This window comes from Herpetosiphon gulosus (assembly GCF_039545135.1).
Taxonomy (GTDB): domain Bacteria; phylum Chloroflexota; class Chloroflexia; order Chloroflexales; family Herpetosiphonaceae; genus Herpetosiphon; species Herpetosiphon gulosus.
In genome coordinates, this window is sequence record NZ_BAABRU010000022.1 from 1 (window position 1) to 20744 (window position 20744).

Below are 20744 nucleotides of genomic sequence, written 5' to 3' on the forward strand. Positions count from 1 at the left end.
TCGCTTCGATCGAGTGGGTATGCGTCATCGCATGCAGCAACACCCGCCACAGGTCAGCAGTCTGGCAGCGATAGCCAGAGGCCGATACGGGAAGGTGCGCTTGGACAATCGCCATGGTATCATCAAGCACACGCTGGCTGGTTAAACTGGTCAACGCGGTCATCACTGGTTCTCCTGGGTCTGATTGGTTGGATAGCACCCCAAGCATACCCGATCAGGGAACCAGTGATGATTTTAGCGTTCAAACGAGAAATGGTGACATACTGATGACAAGAGCTATAAACAAATCTTCTGGCCATTGATCGACCCGACTGCTCAACATTGTTCGCAGCAAACTATACTTCCACAGGCGTGGCAGGTTCTGGATATGCTCATTGACTGATTGCCCTTCCGTAATGGTACTCTCACGACACCGATCCAAATCGAGTACATAGAGTCGGGTACTGGGATCAAAGCGGGTTTTCTGTTCGCCATAGTCTCCCGCATCCAAGACCTGCCACAGGGTTGCCCAATTCTCGGCCAGCGCCAAGTGGGTGATGTAGTGATATCGCGCTTCACCATGGCCACCGCTGACCTGCTCCACCGGCTCGTCCTCGCCAGCATCCAGCCCGTCATCGCCGCCAATCCCGTGGCCCTGCCCATCCTCCAACGCTTTGCCAGCGTGCGCGTCCATGACAGCACCGCTATCGGGTTGCCCGATGCCCTTACCCGCACCTGGCGCGGCTGTGGCAATGCGACCACGGGCGGCGGAGCCACCCTCAAATGTGGTGTTCAGCTCGATGTGCTCACGGGCGCGATCACCGCGCTTGATTTGGTCAACGGACGGGCCGCGGAGCGGGAGCGCCCGATCCAGCAGCGCGATCTGCCGCCGGGGAGTTTGCTGCTTGCGGATCGTGGGTTTTACCATCTCGAGCGGTTGCACCACCACGACCAGCAGGGGGTCTTGTGGATCACCCGCCTGCCCAGCAATGCCCTCGTTGCCTATCCGGGGCATGCGGTGCAGCCGTTGGCCACGTTTGTCCGCGAGCTTGGCCCGGTGACCACGTGGGATTGTGCGATCATTGTTGGCAAGGAGCAGCAGGTGCATGGTCGGCTGGTTGTCACGCGGGTGGCGCGGGCCGTTGCCGATCAGCGACGGGCACGGATTCGCTAGCATGCCCAGCACCAGCATCGGATGCCATCGGCGGCAGTCTTGGCGCTAGCCGACTGGAATGTGGTGATGACGAATGCGCCGCGCACGCTGCTCAGCCCGACCGAGGTCTGGGCGTTGGTGCGCGTGCGCTGGCAAATTGAACTGCTGTTTAAGTTTAAGCTGTGGAAAAGCCATGCGCGGATCGATGACTGGCACACGGCCAATCCAGCGCGGGTGCTGTGTGAAATCTACGCCAAATTGATTGGGCTGGTGTTTCAGCAATGGCTGCTGGCGGCGAGTAGTTGGCATGATCCGGAAGGGCTGCGGCAGGTCTACCAAGCGCCGACGCGTGAACTGGCCGAAACCAAGCTGGCTGGAGCTGGGCGAACGCTGGGGCGGGCAGTACGCCATGGCGGTGCGGTGTTGGGAGCGAGCGTGGGAGGAGCTGGCGACGATGTTCGACTATCCGCCCGATATTCGGCGGCTCATTTATACCACGAATGCCGTCGAGGGGTATAACCGTCAGCTGCGCAAGGTAACGAAAACCAAGGGGGCATTCCTGACGGTGGAGTCGGTGCGGAAACTGCTGTACTTGGTGAATCGCGATATCACCGCAAAATGGGTCACGCTGCCGAACTGGGCACGCATTCGCAACCAATTGGCCATTCGCTTTGACGGACGCTTTCCGGGGTCATGAGGCGAAATACACAATCTACTTGACAGTCCCGTGCGAACCCAGGTGTTCAATGGTGATTGGGAGGCGACCGTTCGCGGGTGGTATGCGGGTTTCCGGTCTGAACCGATGATTGCCCCATCGCTGCCGTTATCGGGGTAGTACTCCCGACTTTTTTGTGGTCTCCCTTTACGCCGACCTTGGCACGCTCAATTGGCAAACGCATTGGCTTCGATAGCGTTTTGGCTATGGCATAATCGTTGAACTAACCTTTGAGGAGGCCAAGAAGCACAATTTCTCTACCTACTGAGCGTAAGCCAGCCGTCCTAACTACTCCTCAAGCGAACTAGGCAGTAGTTAGGACGGCTATGATTTAGCCGTCCATCAAGGGTTTCTGGTGTCGGATACGAACCAGTTATAGGACGATCACTAAGCGAATAACTTGATCGAGTTTGAGGTTTTGGCCATGATTCCATGCTTCGCGCCAAACGTGGCTTGGTTGTTGATTTTGCAGCCACATGCCAAATTGTTGCGACCGTGCTTGATCGATCGGTGGATGCGGTAATTGACGCTGTTCGCGTTGAAACCAAGCATAACTTAGCAGATGGGTTGCAGCCTGATGCTTTTGATCATAGGCCAGCAGCGCTGCGAATTCTTCTAAACAATGCAAGACGTTTTCTTGATTATCGTGCATTTGCCAAAGTTTGAGGCTTTGTTCGAGGGCATTACGGGTTGGTTGATAATGGCCTAAAGCTCGCTCGGTTTGGGCGATCCGCAGCCACGAAACCGCAATATCACCCTTGATGCCAAGCTGTTGGCGTTCGATGAGGCTTTGTTGATGCCAGGTTAATGCCTCGGTGTAAGAGCGTTTGTAAAAGGCTACATGACCTTGTAATGATTGATACCACGACAATCGAAAAGGATCAAGGCGTAATTGTGGTGAATGCCCAATCAGATCAAGGTAATGGCTGGCTTGCTCAAGATCGTTGAGGTAGATATTTAATTGAGCCAGCAGCAAATGATTAATGCTCAAAAGCCAATACTCAACGCTCGAATCAAAATAGCTTAGGCTTTGGTTGAGCCAGCGGGTTGCCTGCACATATTGATGTTTGCGCATCATAATTAACCCGAGCAATAGCCGACATGTGGCAATTCCCTGCTGATCATTCAGTTGTTGACATAAATCGAGGGCACGTTCAAGGTAGCCCAATGGTAGATCAAGGCAATGATGAATATTGGTTACGATGCCTGCACCAAGTGCCGCCCGCGCCTGAATTATTGGCGAATCGACATGGTTCAAGGCTTCATCGACCGCACTAAGCCATTGCCAAGCCTCCATAAAGTGACCATGACCATACCAAAATTGGCTAAGCGCTGCAAAGAGCCTTAAGAAGCCACTATACTGTTGTTGGTTGAGACACAAACGTAACACTGCTTGCCAATGATGAAACTCAGACTCAAGCTGCTCTAGGAGCCGAATTTGGTCGTTGCCACGGAGTTCGCGATCGATTTTTTCGGCTAACTCCATATAATAATTAATGTAACGTTGGGTGTAATAATGCGTTTGTTGCTGCTCAGACAACAGGCTGGCAGCAAACTCGCGAATTGTCGCCAACATGCCAAAGCGTGAATTACCTTGCGGGTCGGGGCGATGAATAACCAGACTTTTGGCAACTAAGCTGGCCATACAATCGAAAATATCGTCGTTCGAGGGCACTAAATCAACACAAACCGCCACAATCGCCTCAAAATCACTATCGGTCGCAAACACACTGAGCCGCGCAAAAATCTGTTGTTCGTTGCTATCAAGCAGTTGATAGCTCCATTCAAGCGTGCGCCGCAGGGTGCTTTGATGGGCTGGAGCATCGCGCATGGTATTGGTTAAGATGCCAAGCCGGTTGCTTAAGCGGGCAAGGAGTGTCGTCGGGGTAACGAATTGGGTGCGCACAGCCGCCAATTCGATGACTAGTGGCAAGCCATCAAGATGTTGGCAAATGTGGGCAATAATTGAGGCTTGGCTATCGTTGATTTGCCACTCATGGTTGCTGGCTTGAGCACGCTGGCAGAAGAGTTGCACGGCTGGGTTTTGCCAAATGGCGCTTAAATTGCTGCTCTGCGGGTCGGGTGTAGGAAAGGGATGCAGCCAAAAGAGATGTTCGATGCGTAGTTTTAGGCTGGTACGTGATGTTACCAGGATTTTCAAGCCGCTGCATTGAGCCAAGATTTGGGCTAAACCAAGATTTATTTCGGCTAAATGCTCACAATTATCTAAAATTAATAGGCTACTTTTCTGGCCAATTAATGCACTAATTTGTTCGAGCAAAGTCATCAAGCTATTGGCCGAACGCCCAAGCATGTTGGCAATATCGACCCAAAAATCAGCAATAGTTGTACATTGAATACCCTCAACATACCAAACTCCATCGCAAAAATGGCCGAGGCTTTCCCAACCTACTGCCTGAGCAACCCGCGTTTTGCCAACCCCAGGCGGGCCAATCACCGTAATCAAGCGATGTTGAGGGTGTTGTAACAAGTTGGTGAGCGTCTCAACCTCACGTTCGCGGCCAATTAAAGGGTAGGGCAGCATTGGCAACGTATGTGGAGTGGTTGCAACCGCTGGTTTAGGCTTGGCGACATGCGGTTGGAGATGCTCCAGATGGTGCGGTAAGGAGAGTGCTTGTAAGGCGGTATCGGAGCTTGCAAAGTCATGCAAGATACGCATATCGCTGGCTGGTAATTCGAGCACTGCTGCGAGCCGCTCTAAAAATGCTGCTGATGGCGCTAACCCACGTTCAACTTTGCGATAGGTGACCGTGGCATAATTCAGTTGTTCGGCAAATTGGTCTTGGCTATACTGTAATTCATGGCGTACATGACGGAGCCATGCAGCAAACGCTTGGCGTTGCTTCATTGCATTTCTGCCTCCTGAGTGAATTCTGCATTCTACCCATCAAATCTGTGCATTGGAACAATTCAGCCACTCGTCAGCCTTGGAATGATTAATCATGAATGACCTGCTGGTGACGCACAGCGAATCAACACACTCACCCATCTTTTAATGATCATTTACTACCGCCTGTAATCATCGTTCAGATCAGTGTTCCAAAACAAGATCACCAGCGATACTTTAAGCGATACCCTAAAACGATCACTTTAAGCGCCTATCAATATCAGGTTAATAGCTGTTGTAACCATGGTTGCTATGGTGTAATGCCTTGCAGTTGAACAGTGTGAGGTTGTTATGCTTGATCATGATCTGGTGTTGGAGGCGGGTGGTAGTTCTACGACGATTCAATCCAAACCTGCAAGTTTTGTTGAAATTATTCTTCAGCGGGCACAAACGACTCCTGAAGCGATTGCGCTTAATTTTTATACGGCTGATGGCTACCGTACTAGTCTATCGTATGGCTTATTGGCACAGCGTTGCCAGGCAATTGCCGCCGTTTTGCAACGTATTACCAAACCAGGCGATCGGGCCTTGTTATTATACCCGCCCGGCTTAGGTTATGTTGAAGCATTTTTCGGCTGTTTATTCGCTGGCGTGATTGCCGTTCCAGCCTATCCACCTCGCCCCAATCGCCACGATCAACGCTTAGATGCGATTATTAGCAATGCCGAAGCGCGGGTGATGTTGGCAGCTAGCGAGGTTGTGGCTCAGCAACGAGCCTTATCACAACAATATACTGGCCTTGGCCAATTGCAATGGATCGCCAGCGATTTGGTTAATAGCCAACTGGCGAGTATGTGGCAAGCCCCCAGCATCGATACCCATGATCTGGCCTTTTTGCAATATACCTCTGGCTCAACTTCGCAACCACGCGGCGTGATGGTTAGCCACGAAAATCTGGTTTATAACTCGGGCCTGATTGCCCAAAGTTTTGGGATTACGGCTGATGATCATGTGTTTATTTGGTTGCCGCCCTACCACGATATGGGCTTGATCGGCGGGATTATGCAGCCGTTGTTTACTGGCTGTGAATTAAGTTTGATCGACCCCCTGACCTTTTTGCAACAACCACTAATTTGGCTGCGCATGATCAGCGATTTAGGTGTGACGGTCACTGGTGGGCCTAATTTTGCCTACGATTTATGTGTGGCCAAAGCTAAGCCCGAAGCTTTGGCAGGTATTGATCTGAGCCGTTTGCGGGTGGCGTTTAATGGAGCTGAGCCAATTCGCGCGGCAACGCTTGAGCGATTTAGTCGCACATTCGCCCCACTGGGCTTCAAATCTCAAGCCTTTTTGCCCTGTTATGGTTTGGCTGAGGCCACCTTGTTTGTCAGTGGTGCGCCGCATGCCGCCGAGCCAACGAGCATTACGGTTGATACCCAAGCCTTGAGCCAACATCAGGCGGTTCCGAGCATAACTGGGACGTTGTTGGTTAGCTCTGGCGTGGTGGCCGCGCCGCAAGTTGTGGCGATTGTCGATCCTGAGCAAGGCCAAATTTGTGCCGATGGTTGGGTTGGCGAGGTCTGCATTCACGGGCGCAGCATTGCCCATGGCTATTGGGATAACCCTAGTGCGAGCGAGGCAACCTTTCGATTGATGCTGCCTGATGGGCGCGGGCCTTTCTTACGCACCGGCGATCTTGGTTTTATCCACAACGAGCAGTTGTATATCACTGGGCGGCTCAAAGACCTGATTATTATTGATGGCCGCAATCATTATCCCCAAGATTTGGAATTAAGTGTTGAATTGGCACACCCTGCGATTCGCCAAGGTGGTTGTGCTGCATTTGCGGTCGATGGCCCTGACGGTGAGCAAATTGTGATTGTGGCCGAAATTCGCCGCCCCAACCAAGCTGAAGAGGCTGCCAAGGCTGTGCGTTTGGCCTTGCAACAACAACACGATTTGGCAATCGCCGATTTGATGTGGGTACGACCTGGTCAAGTGCCCAAAACTTCAAGTGGTAAAGTGCGCCGCCGCGAATGCCGCCAACGTTATTTGAGCCAAACCCTCAATACCTTGGAGGGTGAGGAATGAGTTCCACCTATAGCGCTGCGGAGATTGCCGCTTGGCTGCAAACGCAGATTGCTGAACGTTTGAAACGCTCCCCCGAACTAGTAGCACCAACGGCTCCATTTGCCGATCTGGGCCTATCGTCACGTGAGGCAGTCGGCTTAAGTGGTGATTTACAGGCATGGCTGGGGCGCACAGTTGCCCCAACCGTGCTCTGGGAATATTCGACGATTCAGGCATTAAGCAATTTTTTAGCACAGGATCAAGCGCAACTGCTGCCCTTGCCAGTGCTCAAGCCCAACCAACCCAGCGCTAGCCCAACCCCAGCGATTGCAATTGTGGCCATGAGTTGCCGCTTACCTGGAGCCAATTCGCCCGAAGCTTTGTGGCAATTGCTACTCGAAGGTCGTAGCGCAATTGGGCTTGTGCCTGCTGATCGCTGGGATCAGCAGGCCTTGTATAGTCCTGAAGCTCGCACACCAGGCAAAATCAACACTCGCTGGGGCGGTTTTCTCGAGCAGGTCGATCAATTCGATCCGCAAGTATTTGGGATTTCTGGGCGCGAGGCTAGCCGGATCGATCCACAGCAGCGTTTGGCCTTGGAGGTGGCGTGGGAAACCTTTGAGCGGGCTGGAATTGCGCCTGATCAATTGGTGGGTAGCGCGACCGGGGTTTTTCTGGGCATCAGCAGTAACGATTATGCTCGTTTGCAATTTGCCCAGCTTGACTTGCTTGATGCCTATGCTGGCACTGGCAACGCCCATAGTATCGCCGCCAATCGCTTGTCGTATGTATTTGGCTTGCAAGGCCCAAGCATGGCGCTTGATACTGCTTGCTCTTCGTCGTTAGTGGCGGTGCATCTGGCCAGCCAAAGTTTGCTAGCTGGCGAATGCGAGCAAGCACTGGCTGGTGGGGTCAATCTGATCCTCAACCCAGAGCTAAGCGTGACATTTGCTCAAGCCCAAATGCTTTCGGGTACAGGCCAGTGTCATACCTTCGATGCTGCTGCCGATGGTTATGTGCGGAGTGAAGGCTGTGGTATGGTGCTGTTGAAGCGGCTTGATGCTGCTGAAGCGGCGGGTGACCCAATTTTGGCGGTGATTCATGGCTCGGCAGTCAACCAGGATGGCCGCAGTAATGGCTTGACCGCGCCGAATGGGCAGGCTCAACAAGCCGTTATTCGTCAAGCCCTAGCAAAAGCCCAAATTCAGCCCGATCAATTAAGTTATATCGAAGCTCATGGTACAGGCACACCCTTGGGTGACCCAATTGAGGTTGCGGCATTGCAAGCAGTGCTAGGCGAACGCCAACAGCCGTGTGTACTCGGCTCGATCAAATCTAACCTTGGGCATCTTGAGGCTGCCGCCGGAATTGCGGGCTTGATCAAGCTGGTTTTGGCGTTTCAGCAGCAAATTATTCCAGCCCAAGCTAATTTTCAACAACTCAACCCGCAAATTGAGCTTGGCTCAGCCTTGGCAATCGCCACCAGCCCACAGCCGTGGTATAGCTTCGGCAGTTATGCGGGCATTAGCAGCTTTGGCTTTGGTGGAACTAATGCTCATGTGATTCTCGGAGCTGCACCGTTTCAGCCTAAGTCTTTGCCGCAACCAAGCCCAGCTCCAATCCAGTTGTTGTGCTTGCAAGCCAACAGCGAAGCAGCATTGCGTCAACTGAGCGAACGCTATCAGGCTTATTTGGCTCAAACTGATGCAAGTTTGGCCGATATTTGCTGGAGTGCCTACCACCAACGTGCCTCAATGCGCCATCGCCTAATAGTCTTCGCTACAGACAAAATACAAATGCTCGAACGCTTGCAACAAGCTGAGCACCCTCAAGCCACAGGTAGCGTCTATGCCCAGCACCACCAACCAGCGCCACGCATTGCCTTTGTCTGCTCAGGCCAAGGCAGCCAATATGTGGGTATGGCTCAAACCCTGTATCAAACTCAGCCGTTGGTGCGCCAAATTCTCGATCAAGCCAACACTATTCTCAATGATTATTTGGCGATTCCACTGCTTGATGTGTTGTATCAACCTGAACATAACGCCTTGCTGCGCGACACCCGCTACACCCAGCCCGCCATTTTTGTGGTGAGCTATGCTCTTGGTCAGCTTTGGCGTTCGTGGGGCATCGAGCCAGTCGCTTTGCTTGGCCATAGCATTGGCGAATATAGCGCGGCAGTTTTGGCTGGAGTTTGGAGTTTTGAGCAGGGCTTGCGTTTGGTCGCCCAACGCGCTCAATTGATGCATAGCTTGCCTGAGCATGGTGCAATGCTGGCAATTCGCGCTCCGCTCGAAACAATCAAGCCATTGCTCGCGCCGCATCAGCTTGATTTGGCGGCGATCAACGGGCCAAATGCAGTGGTGGTGGCGGGCAGCGAAGCAGCAATCAGCCAGTTTGCTACTCAATTAAATCAACTCAACATAACAAATAAACAACTTGATGTATCGCATGGCTTTCACTCGCGCTTGATGCAGCCGATGCTGGCGGATTTTCAGCAAGTGCTTAGTGCACATCCCGCCAATACTCCGCACATTCGCTTAATTGCCAACCTCGATGGCTCGTGGCACGAACAAGCTCCTAGCGCTGAATATTGGGCTGAACACACCCGTCAGCCCGTCCAGTTTTATCGTGGCTTGCAAAGCTTGGTTGCCAGCGGCGTGAGCCATATCCTCGAAATTGGCGGGCATAGCACATTGATCGATTTAGGTCGCCAAGCTGGGCTGCCTGATCTGACATGGCTGGCGAGTTTGCGCCGCCAACAAGCCGATTGGGAATCGCTGTATTACGCGGGGGCAACCTTATTGGCCCATGGCTGTGAACTTAATTGGGCCGCACTGAATCTCGATTATCAGCCGCAATCTGTGCTGCTACCAACCTATGCCTTTGATCGCCAACGTTATTGGTTTACGGAAGGAACTGGTATGAATCAAGCTAGCGCTCAACCAACGCCTGCTAGCGCCTCAAGCCGCCATAGCACGATTTTGGCTGAATTACGCAGCCTAACTGCCAATTTACTCCATGTCAATCCCGAGCAGATTAATGTGCATAGCTCGTTTGTCGAAATGGGCGCTGATTCGTTGGTGATGATCGATGCTGGCCGCGCGATTGAATCACGCTATGACGTGCATATTACCATGCGCCAATTGTTTGAAGATTTGGCCAGCCTTGATGCCTTGGCGCGTTTTCTTGATGCTCATGGCACGTTTGAGGCTGAGTTAGCACCCAGTCAGCCAAGCATGGTTCAGGTGGTTGCCCAACCTCAAATAGCAGTCCCATTGGCGGTTACCCCAGTTGCAGCGGCAGGCTTAGAGGCCGTGGTGCAGCAACAGTTGACCTTGATGCAACAGCAGTTAGCCTTGTTGGCAGGCCAGTCGGTGTCAACAACTCCGATTCAAGCGGCTAGTCAACCAGCTAGCCCAGCAATTGCCGCTCCTGCTGACAACCCAGCACTCAAGCCAGCACCAACCCCCGTCGCGGCTGCGTCCAAAGCCTATGTGCCCTACCAGCCAGTACGGCCAGGCTCGATTACCGCTAACGATCTGAGCAGCCAACAACAAGCCCATTTGCAGCAATTGATCAAGGATTACACCACTCGTACCGCGACTTCTAAGCAGCTAACCCAAACCTATCGCGCCCAACTGGCCGACAATCGTGAATCGGCGGGTTTTCGCTTCTCGATCAAAGAGATGTTGTATACCCTGATTTGCGAGCGCTCGGAAGGGAGCAAAATTTGGGATGTTGACCACAATCAATATCTCGATTTGACCATGGGCTTTGGGGTGAATTTATTTGGGCATCGACCTGAAATTACCACTCAAGCCTTGGCGAGCCAACTTGCCCAAGGCTATCAACTTGGCCCGCAAACTCGCTTAGCTGGCGAAGTTGCCCAATTAATTTGCCGAATTACGGGGATGGATCGGGTGGCGTTTTGCAATTCAGGCACTGAAGCAGTGCTTACGGCAATTCGTGCAGCCCGCACCACCACAGGCCGTAAAAAGATTGCGCTGTTTGCGGGCTCATATCATGGTTTTTACGATGCAACCTTGGCCACGGCTCAAGCTGGATCTGCGACAACCTCGGTTCCACTGGCTCCTGGTATTCCGCAAGGTATGGTCGATGATATTGTGGTGTTGGATTATGCCACACCTGAGAGTTTGGTCACACTTGAGCAATTGATGCCCGAATTGGCGGCAGTGCTGGTCGAGCCAGTCCAAAGCCGTCGGCCTGATTTGCAACCCAAAGCGTTTTTGCAAGCTATACGCGAATTAACCAACGCTCATGGCAGCCTGTTGATTTTCGATGAGATGATTACCGGCTTTCGAATTGCGGCGGGCGGGGCGCAGGCTTGGTTTGGCATCGAAGCTGATCTCGCGACCTATGGCAAGATTGTTGGTGGTGGCATGCCGATTGGCGTGGTGGCTGGGCGTGGCTCGACCCTCGATGCGCTTGATGGCGGCTTTTGGCAATATGGCGACGATTCTTTTCCTCAAGCCGAAACTACCTTTGTCGCTGGCACCTTCTGCAAACATCCTTTGGCCTTGGCAAGTGCTAAGGCAGTGCTGACGGCGATTGAACAGACTGGACAAGGGCTATATGACCAGCTCAATCAACAAACGACCAGCTTTGCGGCTGAAATGAATGCCTATTTTGCTCAAGCCGAAGCGCCAATTAGCGTGGTGAATTTTGGCTCGCTCTTCCGCTTCAGCTTCAAGCAAAACCTCGATTTATTCTTTTACCATTTGTTGTTGCAAGGGATTTATATTTGGGAAGGCCGTAATTGTTTCTTCTCAACTGCGCATAGCGCCGCCGACGTGGAATGGCTCAAACGCGCGATTCGCAATGCGGTCGAAGCGCTGCAAAACGGCGGATTTTTGCCCAAACCACAACGCCAATTGAACCAACCTCATCGTTTTGCCTTGAGCGAAGATCAATATCATCTGTGGGTTTTGGGCCAACTTGGTCAGCACGAGGCGATTGCCTACAATCTGCCAACGGGCTTGGAAATTCGTGGCCAGCTTGATTTGGCTCGTTTGGAGCAAGCCTTCAATCTGGTTGTGCAGCGCCATGAGGGTTTGCGCACGCTGATTGCGGTTGATGGCAAGCAGCAAATTGTCCAGCCACAACAACCAATTAAGCTCAAACTGATTGATCTTTCAACCACAGCCAATCAGCAGCAAGCACTCGATCAATGGTTTACTCAACATAATCAACAGGTGTTTGATTTGAGCCAAGCCAACCCGTTGCGCTGCAAGGTTGCTCAACTTACCTCAGATCGCTATGTGCTGAGTATTGTGGCCCATCACTTATTGGTTGATGGTTGGTCGGTTGGGGTAATTTTGCAAGAAGTTGCTCAAATCTACCAAGCCTTGAGTGATGCTCAAACGCCGCAATTGGCCCAGCCTTTGCAGTTTCGTGATTATCTGTCTTGGAAAGCTGGCCGCGATCTGACTGGCCAAGCCAATTTCTGGCAAGCGCTATTTGCTGAGTTGCCAGCCCCATTGGCCTTGCCAACCGATTATCCGCGCCCAGCGCTCAAAAGCTATGTTGGCCAACGAGTAATGCAGGTGTTTGATCCAGCCAGCTATCAAGCCTTGAAACAACTAAGTCGTCAATCGGGTGCGACCTTGTTTATGGTGCTGTTGGCGGGCTATCAGTTGTTGTTGCATCGCCTGACTGGCCAAGCCGATTTGGTGGTGGGCATTCCGGCGGCGGCCCGTTCGTTTGAGGGCAGCGAAACAATTGTCGGCTATTGTGGCAATTTGCTGCCCTTGCGCAGCCGCTTACAAGCTGAGCAGAGCTTTAGCGACTATCTGCATCAAACCCGTCAGCATTTGTTTGATGCCTACGAAAACGAAGATTATTCCTTGGCCCAACTGTTGGCAGTGTTGAACCCTGTGCGTGATGCTAGTCGCTCGGCGATTGTTGAAACCTTGTTCAACTTCGAGCCGCCAACGCCAGCTCCCAACTTTGGTGGGCTTGAAACTAGCTTTGTACCCCAATCGATTAGTGCGACTGCGCTTGATCTAAGCGTCAATGTGTTGGAACTGAATCAACAATTGGTGGTGTACTGCGATTACAACAGCGATTTGTTTGAGCAGGCCACGATTGAGCGTTGGCTGGGCCATTATCAAACACTCTTGTTGAGTGCCGCTCAGCAACCAACCAGCCCTGCCGAACGCTTAGACTTGTTGAACTCCGATGAAGTGAACTTACTGCTTGAAACCTGGAATGCCACAACCAAGCATGTGCCATTCGATCAGGTTTATAGCCAATTATTTGCTGATCAAGTGCAGCGCACCCCCACTGCGATTGCGGTTAGCGATCAGCACACTAGTTACAGTTATCAAGCGTTGGAGCAACGTGCTAATCGCTTGGCCAACTATTTGCAGAGCTTGGCAATCGGTACGAATCAGGTTGTGGCAATTCTAGCTGATCGCTCCTGCGATTTTGTTAGCGCGGTTTTGGGCGTGTTCAAGGCTGGCGCGGCCTATTTACCGCTCGATTTAGAGCATCCGCCACGGCGTTTGGCTCAAGTTTTGCAACAAAGCCAAAGTCGTTTAGTACTTGTTGGCGAGGCTTGGCAGGCTACCTTGGCCGCAGCGCTGAGCATTTTGCCCAGCGATCAACGCCCGATGTTGGTGCTGCTTGAACAAGCCTTCAATCCTGAATTATCCAGTGAAGCACCAGCGATTCAAGCCCAAGCCAGCAATTTGGCCTATGTAATTTATACCTCTGGCTCAACTGGCTTGCCCAAAGGAGCCATGATCGAACAACGCGGCATGGTCAATCACCTGTATGCTAAGATTGTCGATTTACACCTGACGGCGGCTGATCGGGTGGCGCAAAATGCCCGTCAAAGCTTTGATATTTCGGTTTGGCAGATGCTGGTAGCCTTGTTGGTTGGCGCAGAAACCCAAATCTACCCCGATAGCATTGCGCGTGATCCGGAAGTGTTGCTGAGCTATGCTGAGCAACAAAAAACTACGATTTTGGAAATTGTGCCCTCACTGCTGGGTGCATGGCTGACAATTTTCCCCAATCGAGCCAATGATTTACCCAGTTTTGATCAATTACGCTGGCTCTTGTTGACTGGCGAGGCCTTGCCGCCGCCAGCCTGCCGCGATTGGTTCAAGTGGTATTCCACCATTCCCTTGATGAATGCCTATGGCCCAACCGAATGCTCCGATGATGTGACCCATCATGTGATTCGCGCGGCTCCGGCGGCGCATGTGGTGCATATGCCGATTGGCCGTCCGGTGATCAACACCCGCTTGTATATTCTCGATGGATTGTTGCAACCAGTGCCGATTGGGGTGATTGGCGAACTCTATGTTGGTGGCGTGGGCGTTGGTCGCGGCTACTTGAATGATCCTGAACGAACTCAAGCGGTCTTTTTGGCTGATCCATTTGTTGCTGCTGGGCGTTGTTATCGCACTGGCGACGTGGCCCGCTATCGCAGAGATGGCACAATTGAATACTTGGGGCGGATTGATCATCAAGTTAAAGTTCGCGGCTTTCGGATTGAGTTGGGCGAAATTGAAGCGGCTTTGGCGCAACATCAGGCAGTGCATCAAAGCATTGTCACGGCCACCCCGAATGCTCAAGGTCAATTGCGCCTCATTGCCTATGTGGTTTCTAAAGCCACTGATCAACCAGCGGAACAGGCTACCAGTGCTCGTTTGGAGCAATGGGATAGCGTTTGGGCTGATACCTATGATCAACTGAGTGCTGGCGAACATGGCACGATCAACACAATTGGCTGGAACGATAGCTATACCCGTCAACCCTTCTCGGCAGAGGCCATGCACGAATGGAGTTGGGTCACAGTCCGTAATATTTTGGCCCAACAACCAAGCCGAATTTTGGAACTTGGTTGTGGAACGGGTATGTTGCTGTTGCCGCTGGCTCCTTATTGTTTGAGCTATCGCGGCCACGATATTGCCGCCGAAGTGTTGGCTTACGTCCAACAACGGCTTGATCAACAAATTCATGATTGGCCGCATGTCAGTTTGGCTCAGGTTCCCGCTCACGACTTTAGCAGCATCGCCCCACATAGTGTCGATACAATTGTGATCAACTCGGTGGCTCAATATTTCCCTAGCATCGAGTATTTGGTGCAGGTGTTGGCGGCTGGGCTTGATGCGCTGGTGGCGGGCGGGCGAATTTATCTTGGCGATATTCGCAACTTGAGCCTCAACCCATTGCTCCATGCCTCGATTCAGTTGTTTCAAGCGCCAAATGAGTTGGCGGTGGAACAAATTGCTCAATTGGCGCAACAGCAGCATTTGCGTGATCAAGAGTTGGTGATCGATCCAAGCTTTTTCTATGCGCTACAACAGCAATATCCGCAAATCAGCCATGTCGAGCTTGTGCTGAAACGCGGGCGAATTCACAACGAACTAACTCGTTTTCGCTATGATGTGGTGCTGCATGTGCAACGCCCAAGCCTCGATGTGCAGCCGCATTGGTTTGATTGGCAAGCTGATGGTTTGAGTTTGAGCCTCGTGCGTCAGGTGCTTGAGCAAAGCCAGCCCGAAGCACTGGGAATCGCCAATGTACCCAATAGTCGGCTGAGCGAGGCTTGCGGTTTGTGGCAAGCTCTGCATGCATCGGAGCAACCAGCGACTGCTGGCGAGTTGAAACAAGCCATGCAACCATTGGTATTACAAGGCATCGACCCCGAAGATTGGTATAGCTTGCATCTGAATGGGCGCTACCGAATTAGCGTAACCTTGGCCCAAAGCGGCGAAATTGGTTGCTACGATGTGCTGTTTTATGCCAATGCCAAGCTGGCGGATGCTGGTTTGCCACGCCAAATTCAAGCCCTTGCCAGCCCACGCAAAGCTTGGTCGGCCTATGCTAACAACCCACTTCAAGAGAGCCAATCGCTGACTCAGCAATTTCGCCAACATTTGCGCCAAGCGCTGCCCGACTATATGCAGCCCGAAGCTTTCGTGTTGCTGGAGCAATTGCCGCTTACCCCCAATGGCAAGGTTGATCGTCGCGCCTTGGCGGCCTTAGAAGCGCCAATCCAAACCACGGTCTATCTGGCTCCGCGCAACCCGCTAGAGCAGCAACTTGCCAGCCTATTTGAGCAGGTGCTCAATCTGAGCCAAGTCAGCATCGATCAAAGTTTTTTTGAATTGGGTGGTCATTCGTTGACTGGAACCCAGCTGATTGGCTTGATTCGCAGCGAGTGCCAGGCCGATTTGCCATTGCGCAGCTTGTTTGAAGCACCAACCATCGCCGAACTGGCTTTGCAAGTTGCCGCTGCTCAAACTGAACCTAGCGAAATCGCTAAACCAACCGCGCTCAAGCGTCAGCGTCAACGAGTCAATCTGAATGCAACCGGCTTTGGCCAAATTGCTGAAACCAACGATGGAGGTGCGGCATGACCATGAATGAGCGTGAGGTATTTGCCTTCCCAATGTCGTTTGCTCAGCAGCGACTCTGGTTTTTGGAGCAACTTCAGCCCAATAGTGCCTTGTATCATATCGCCAGTTTGCTCGAAATTCAGGGGCCACTTGATCAGACAGCGTTGCAGCAGAGCATTAACCACATTATTGTGCGCCACGAGAGTTTGCGCACCACCTTCGGCATGGTTGATCAAACGCCGATGCAATTGATTAGCAGTGAGTTGTTGCTTACACCCATTGTCCACGATTTGCAAGCACTTGATCTTGAGCAACGCTGGTTTGTGGCGCTCGAACAAGCCAAGGCTAGTTGTTTAGTGCCATTTGATTTGAGCCAAGGCCCATTAGTGCGGCTTGAGTTGTTTCAACTTGCGCCTGAGCATTGTTTGATGGCCGTCGTACTGCATCACATTATTTCCGATGGCTGGTCGATGGAGCTATTTATCCAAGAGTTAGTGATCAGCTATGAATCCTATCGCGCTGGCTTTCATCCACAACTTGTGCCCTTGGCCTTGCAATATGCCGATTATAGCGAGTGGCAGCGCGAATGGTTGGCTAGCCCACGCCAGCAGCAACAATTGGATTTTTGGCAACAACAATTGGCCGATGCTCCCAAACGTTTGGAGTTGGCGACTGATCATCCTCGGCCTGCTCAGCAGAGTTTTGCTGGTAACACGCTGAGTTTTGGCATCCCAAGCCAACAAACTAGCCAACTGCGCAATTTGGCGCAGCAAACCCAAACTACGCCGTTTATGCTGGCCTTGGCTGTGTTTGCCAGTTTGTTAAGCCGTTATAGCCGCCAAGATCAGGTATTGATCGGCTCGCCAATTGCTAATCGCACGACTGCCGAAGCCCAACCACTGATTGGCTTTTTCGTCAATACCGTGGTTTTTAAAGTCCAACTTAGTCCTAGCCTCGATTTGCTGAGTTTGGTTGAGCAGGTTCGTGAGCAAAGTTTGGCGGTCTATGCCAACCAAGATGTGCCGTTTGAGCAGGTGGTGCAGCATTTGCAGCTTGAGCGCAATCTGAGCCATTCGCCGATTTTTCAGGTGATGCTGGCCTACCAAAATGTGCCAAGCCAGCAACTCAACATCGCCAACCTGACGATTAAACAACTACCACTCGATCTAGGCTATGCTAAGTTTGACCTGACTTTGTTTCTCGAAGAAACGCCCGCTGGTTTGGTCGGGCGCTTGGAATATAACCGTGATTTGTTTGAGCTAGCGACGATTGAGCGCTTGCGCAACCATTTCTTGCGCTTATTAGAACAAACCTTGACCCAACCAAAGCAACCGCTGGCCTACCTCAGTATCCTGAGCGATGCTGAATGTCAGCAGCTTTTAGTCGATTGGAACCAAACTCAGCAACCTTTCCCCGACCAGCTCGGCTTGCAGCATTTGGTCGAGCAGCAAGTTCAACGCACTCCTAATGCCCCGGCGATTCGTTGGAATAACCAAATAGTCTGCTATACAGAACTTGATCAACGAGCTAACCAACTGGCCCATTTGTTGCTACAACGGGGGGTTACTCAAGGCGCAATGGTTGGGGTCTATGCGACGCGTTGCCCAGAGATGGTGATGAGCTTGCTAGCAATTTTGAAGGCTGGGGCCGCTTATCTACCGCTTGATCCGGCTTATCCCGCCGAGCGCTTGCAATATTTGGTGGCCGATTCAGCCGCTAGTTTGATTGTGCAAGCCAGCCATCAAGCGCTGCCAACGCTGGTTAGCAACGCCAGCATTCTCGATGTGGTGGCTGAGGCTGAAACGCTGGCTAGCTTGCCGAACACCGCGCCAGTAGTTGATTTCGACCCGCAGCAATTGGCCTATGTGATTTATACCTCTGGCTCGACCGGCAAGCCCAAGGGTGTGCTGATTCAGCATCAAGGGGTGGTCAATTATCTACACTGGGCAATTAATTATTATCCTTTTGAGCAGGGCAATGGTGCGCCGCTGGCCTCGTCGCTGGCCTTCGATGCGACGATTACGGCTTTGTGGGGACCACTCTGTACTGGCAAAACCGTTGATTTGCTGCCTGAGCAGGATGAACTAGAAGGGTTAGCCCAACGCCTAAGCAGCGAAAACTATAGTCTGCTCAAAATTACTCCAGCCCATATGGAAGCCCTGAGTCAATTGATTGCACCTGAACAGATTGGGCCAAGCCACGCCTTTGTGATTGGCGGCGAGGCCTTGTTGCAGCAACATGTGGCCTTTTGGCAAACTAATGCTCCCAAACTGCGTTTGATCAACGAGTATGGCCCAACCGAGACCGTGGTTGGCTGTGTGATTTATCAGGCTGAAGCTGGCCAAAGCGAATGGGCGGCTGTGCCGATTGGTCGCCCAATTGCCAATACCCAGTTATATGTGCTTGATCCAGCGGGCTTGCCTGTGCCAATTGGCGTACCTGGCGAGTTGTATATCGCTGGTTTGGGGGTTGGGCGCGGTTACCATGAGCGGCCTGAATTGACCGCCGAGCGTTTTTTACAGCTTGAACAATTGGCTGCGGTTCGGACTGAACTTGCTCGTTGTCAGCAACCCCAACCAGCCTTTGAACGCTTGTATCGTTCGGGCGATTTGGTGCGCTACCTGCCCGATGGTAATCTCGAATACCTTGGGCGGATCGATCAGCAAGTCAAATTCCATGGCTTCCGAATTGAGCTTGGTGAGATCGAAGCTACGCTGGCGAGCCATGCTACTGTCCATGCTGCGGTAGCCATGATTCGTGAAGATCGGCCTGGGCATAAGCGCTTAGTGGCCTATGTGGTGGCTGAGCATGGCGCTATACGCGATACCCAAGTTCTGTTGAGCCATGTCGCCCAACAACTGCCGCACTATATGCTCCCAAGTGCTGTGATTTGGCTAGATAACCTGCCATTAACCCCCAATGGCAAAATTGATCGCCAAGCATTGCCCGCACCTGAGATCAACCAAACTCCGCTTGATGTGGCCCAAACTACCCCGCTCGATCAGCATGAAGCTCAGTTGATGGCAATTTGGCAGCGGGTGTTGGGCCTGAAGGCAGTTGATCGCCATGCCAACTTCTTTAGCCTTGGCGGCGATTCGATTTTGGTGATGCAGGTGGTCGGGATTGCACGCCAGCATGGCTTGATATTAACGCCGCGTTTGCTGTTCCAAAACCAAACGATTGCCAGCTTGGCCCAAGCGATTCGCCAGCAAACCCAAGCCAAGCCAGCGCTTGACCCTTTGAGTTTGCAGGGAGCCGTGCCACTTAGCCCGATGCAGCATTGGCTGTTTGAGCGCCAACTAGCCAACCCGGCCCATGCCAACCAAAGCATTGTTGTGAAGTTGCAAACAGGGTTTGCGACGGAGCAAATTCAGGCAGCGCTTGATCAATTAGGGCGTTTGCACCCAAGTTTGCGCTTGGTATTTACCCAAACTGAGGCTTGGCAACAAGGCTATGCTGCGGCTGGAAGTGTGCCATTGCGCGAATTGCAGCAACCAAGTTTGAATGAGCAACAAGTCTGTGATGCCGAAATACAAGCCTCGTTTAATTTGGCAACAGCTCCGTTATTACGAGCTGGCTTATGGCGTGGCACTAGTGAAGATCAATTGCTATTAGTAGCTCATCATAGCATTATCGATGGGGTTTCGTGGCGAATTGTGCTCGAAGATTTGGCCTTGTTACTCAACCAACAAGCTGTGCCAGCGGCAACCACGCCATTTAGCAGCTGGGTGGAATATTTGGTAGCACAAGCTCAAACGCCGCAGCTGATCGGCCAATTGGCTTATTGGCGCTCAACGATTGAAGTGATTGCGCCAATTGCTCAGCTTGGCACTGCGGGTGTGGTTGCTGAAGCTCAGCGCTTTCAAACCAAACTTAATTCTGAATTGACTGAGCAATTGCTGCATCACGCGCCTGAGCGTACTCGCGCTAGCGTGCCCGAATTGCTAATCGCTAGCTTGACCATGGCCTTCCAGCGCTGGTCAAATATACAACAGCTGGTGCTTGATGTTGAAAACCATGGCCGTGAATCGCTTGACCCTGAGCATGATTTCAGCCGCAGTCTTGGCTGGTTCACCAGTTTGTATCCAGTGCGCTTGGCTTTTCCCAGGGTTGATCAACCAAATGAATGGATTAAGCAGATCAAAGAAACCTTGCGAACAGTGCCTCAGGCTGGGGCTGGTTATGGCATGCTGCGCTATTTGCACGCTGATCCAGCGATTCGCGCTAGCCTTGTGCCAACCCATGCCCCAGCGATTGCCTTTAACTACCTCGGCCAGCTTGATAACCAACAAACTTTAGCTCCCTTGCAAGGGCTAAACTTGGAGTTTTCCAACCAAACCTTGGCCCCAAACAATCAACGCAGCCATGCCCTAGAAATTAATTGTTATATCGCTGGTGGTGGTTTGGTGATCGATTGGGAGTTCAATCAAGCAGTACGGGCAGCAGTTGAACAATTGGCCGAGCACTATCAGCAAGCTTTGGCGCTATTGCTGCAACTGCCAACAGCAAATGCTAGCTTGGCTCCCTCGGATTTTCCAGCGGCCCGCGTCAAGGCCAACGATCTGGATCGGCTGTTGGCACGTTTGAAAGCAAAGGGGCAATAGC

8 protein-coding genes are annotated in these 20744 nt (G+C 52.2%); 6 read left to right on the top strand and 2 right to left on the bottom strand.

The features are described from left to right. Window positions 1–241 precede the first annotated feature (241 nt). Window positions 242–583: a hypothetical protein gene (locus ABEB26_RS22320; RefSeq protein WP_345724298.1), complete on the bottom strand. Its 342-nt coding sequence runs from the start codon at window positions 581–583 to the stop codon at window positions 242–244. Between ABEB26_RS22320 and ABEB26_RS22325 the strand changes: the two genes are divergently transcribed. From ABEB26_RS22325 to ABEB26_RS26995, 3 genes are read left to right on the top strand one after another with little or no spacing between them, the layout of a single operon-like run. Next, complete coding sequence (locus ABEB26_RS22325; protein WP_345724299.1) at window positions 560–1153, top strand: transposase; 594 nt, start codon at window positions 560–562, stop codon at window positions 1151–1153. The genes ABEB26_RS22320 and ABEB26_RS22325 overlap by 24 nt on opposite strands. Before the next feature lie 21 nt (window positions 1154–1174). Beyond that, complete coding sequence (locus tag ABEB26_RS22330) at window positions 1175–1651, top strand: transposase (RefSeq protein ID WP_345724300.1); 477 nt, start codon at window positions 1175–1177, stop codon at window positions 1649–1651. Beyond that, complete coding sequence (locus ABEB26_RS26995; RefSeq protein WP_486348325.1) at window positions 1542–1829, top strand: transposase; 288 nt, start codon at window positions 1542–1544, stop codon at window positions 1827–1829. The genes ABEB26_RS22330 and ABEB26_RS26995 overlap by 110 nt, the downstream gene beginning before the upstream one ends. Window positions 1830–2220: 391 nt before the next feature. On the opposite strand, the gene ABEB26_RS22335 is transcribed toward ABEB26_RS26995, so the two are convergent. Then, window positions 2221–4716, bottom strand: a complete 2496-nt coding sequence (locus tag ABEB26_RS22335) for an ATP-binding protein (RefSeq protein WP_345724302.1) — start codon at window positions 4714–4716, stop codon at window positions 2221–2223. Between the two features lie 330 nt (window positions 4717–5046). Between ABEB26_RS22335 and ABEB26_RS22340 the strand changes: the two genes are divergently transcribed. Genes ABEB26_RS22340 through ABEB26_RS22350 form a run of 3 tightly spaced genes read left to right on the top strand, consistent with a single transcriptional unit; the run spans window position 5047 to window position 20743 of the window. After that, window positions 5047–6786: a fatty acyl-AMP ligase gene (locus ABEB26_RS22340; protein ID WP_345724303.1), complete on the top strand. Its 1740-nt coding sequence runs from the start codon at window positions 5047–5049 to the stop codon at window positions 6784–6786. Continuing rightward, the gene (locus tag ABEB26_RS22345; protein WP_345724304.1) at window positions 6783–16160 is read left to right on the top strand and encodes a non-ribosomal peptide synthetase/type I polyketide synthase; all 9378 of its coding nucleotides are present in this window, start codon (window positions 6783–6785) and stop codon (window positions 16158–16160) included. The genes ABEB26_RS22340 and ABEB26_RS22345 overlap by 4 nt, the downstream gene beginning before the upstream one ends. Then, window positions 16157–20743, top strand: coding sequence for an amino acid adenylation domain-containing protein (locus ABEB26_RS22350; protein WP_345724306.1), 4587 nt, complete (start codon window positions 16157–16159; stop codon window positions 20741–20743). Before ABEB26_RS22345 ends, ABEB26_RS22350 begins: the two co-directional genes overlap by 4 nt. Window position 20744: the final 1 nt, after the last annotated feature.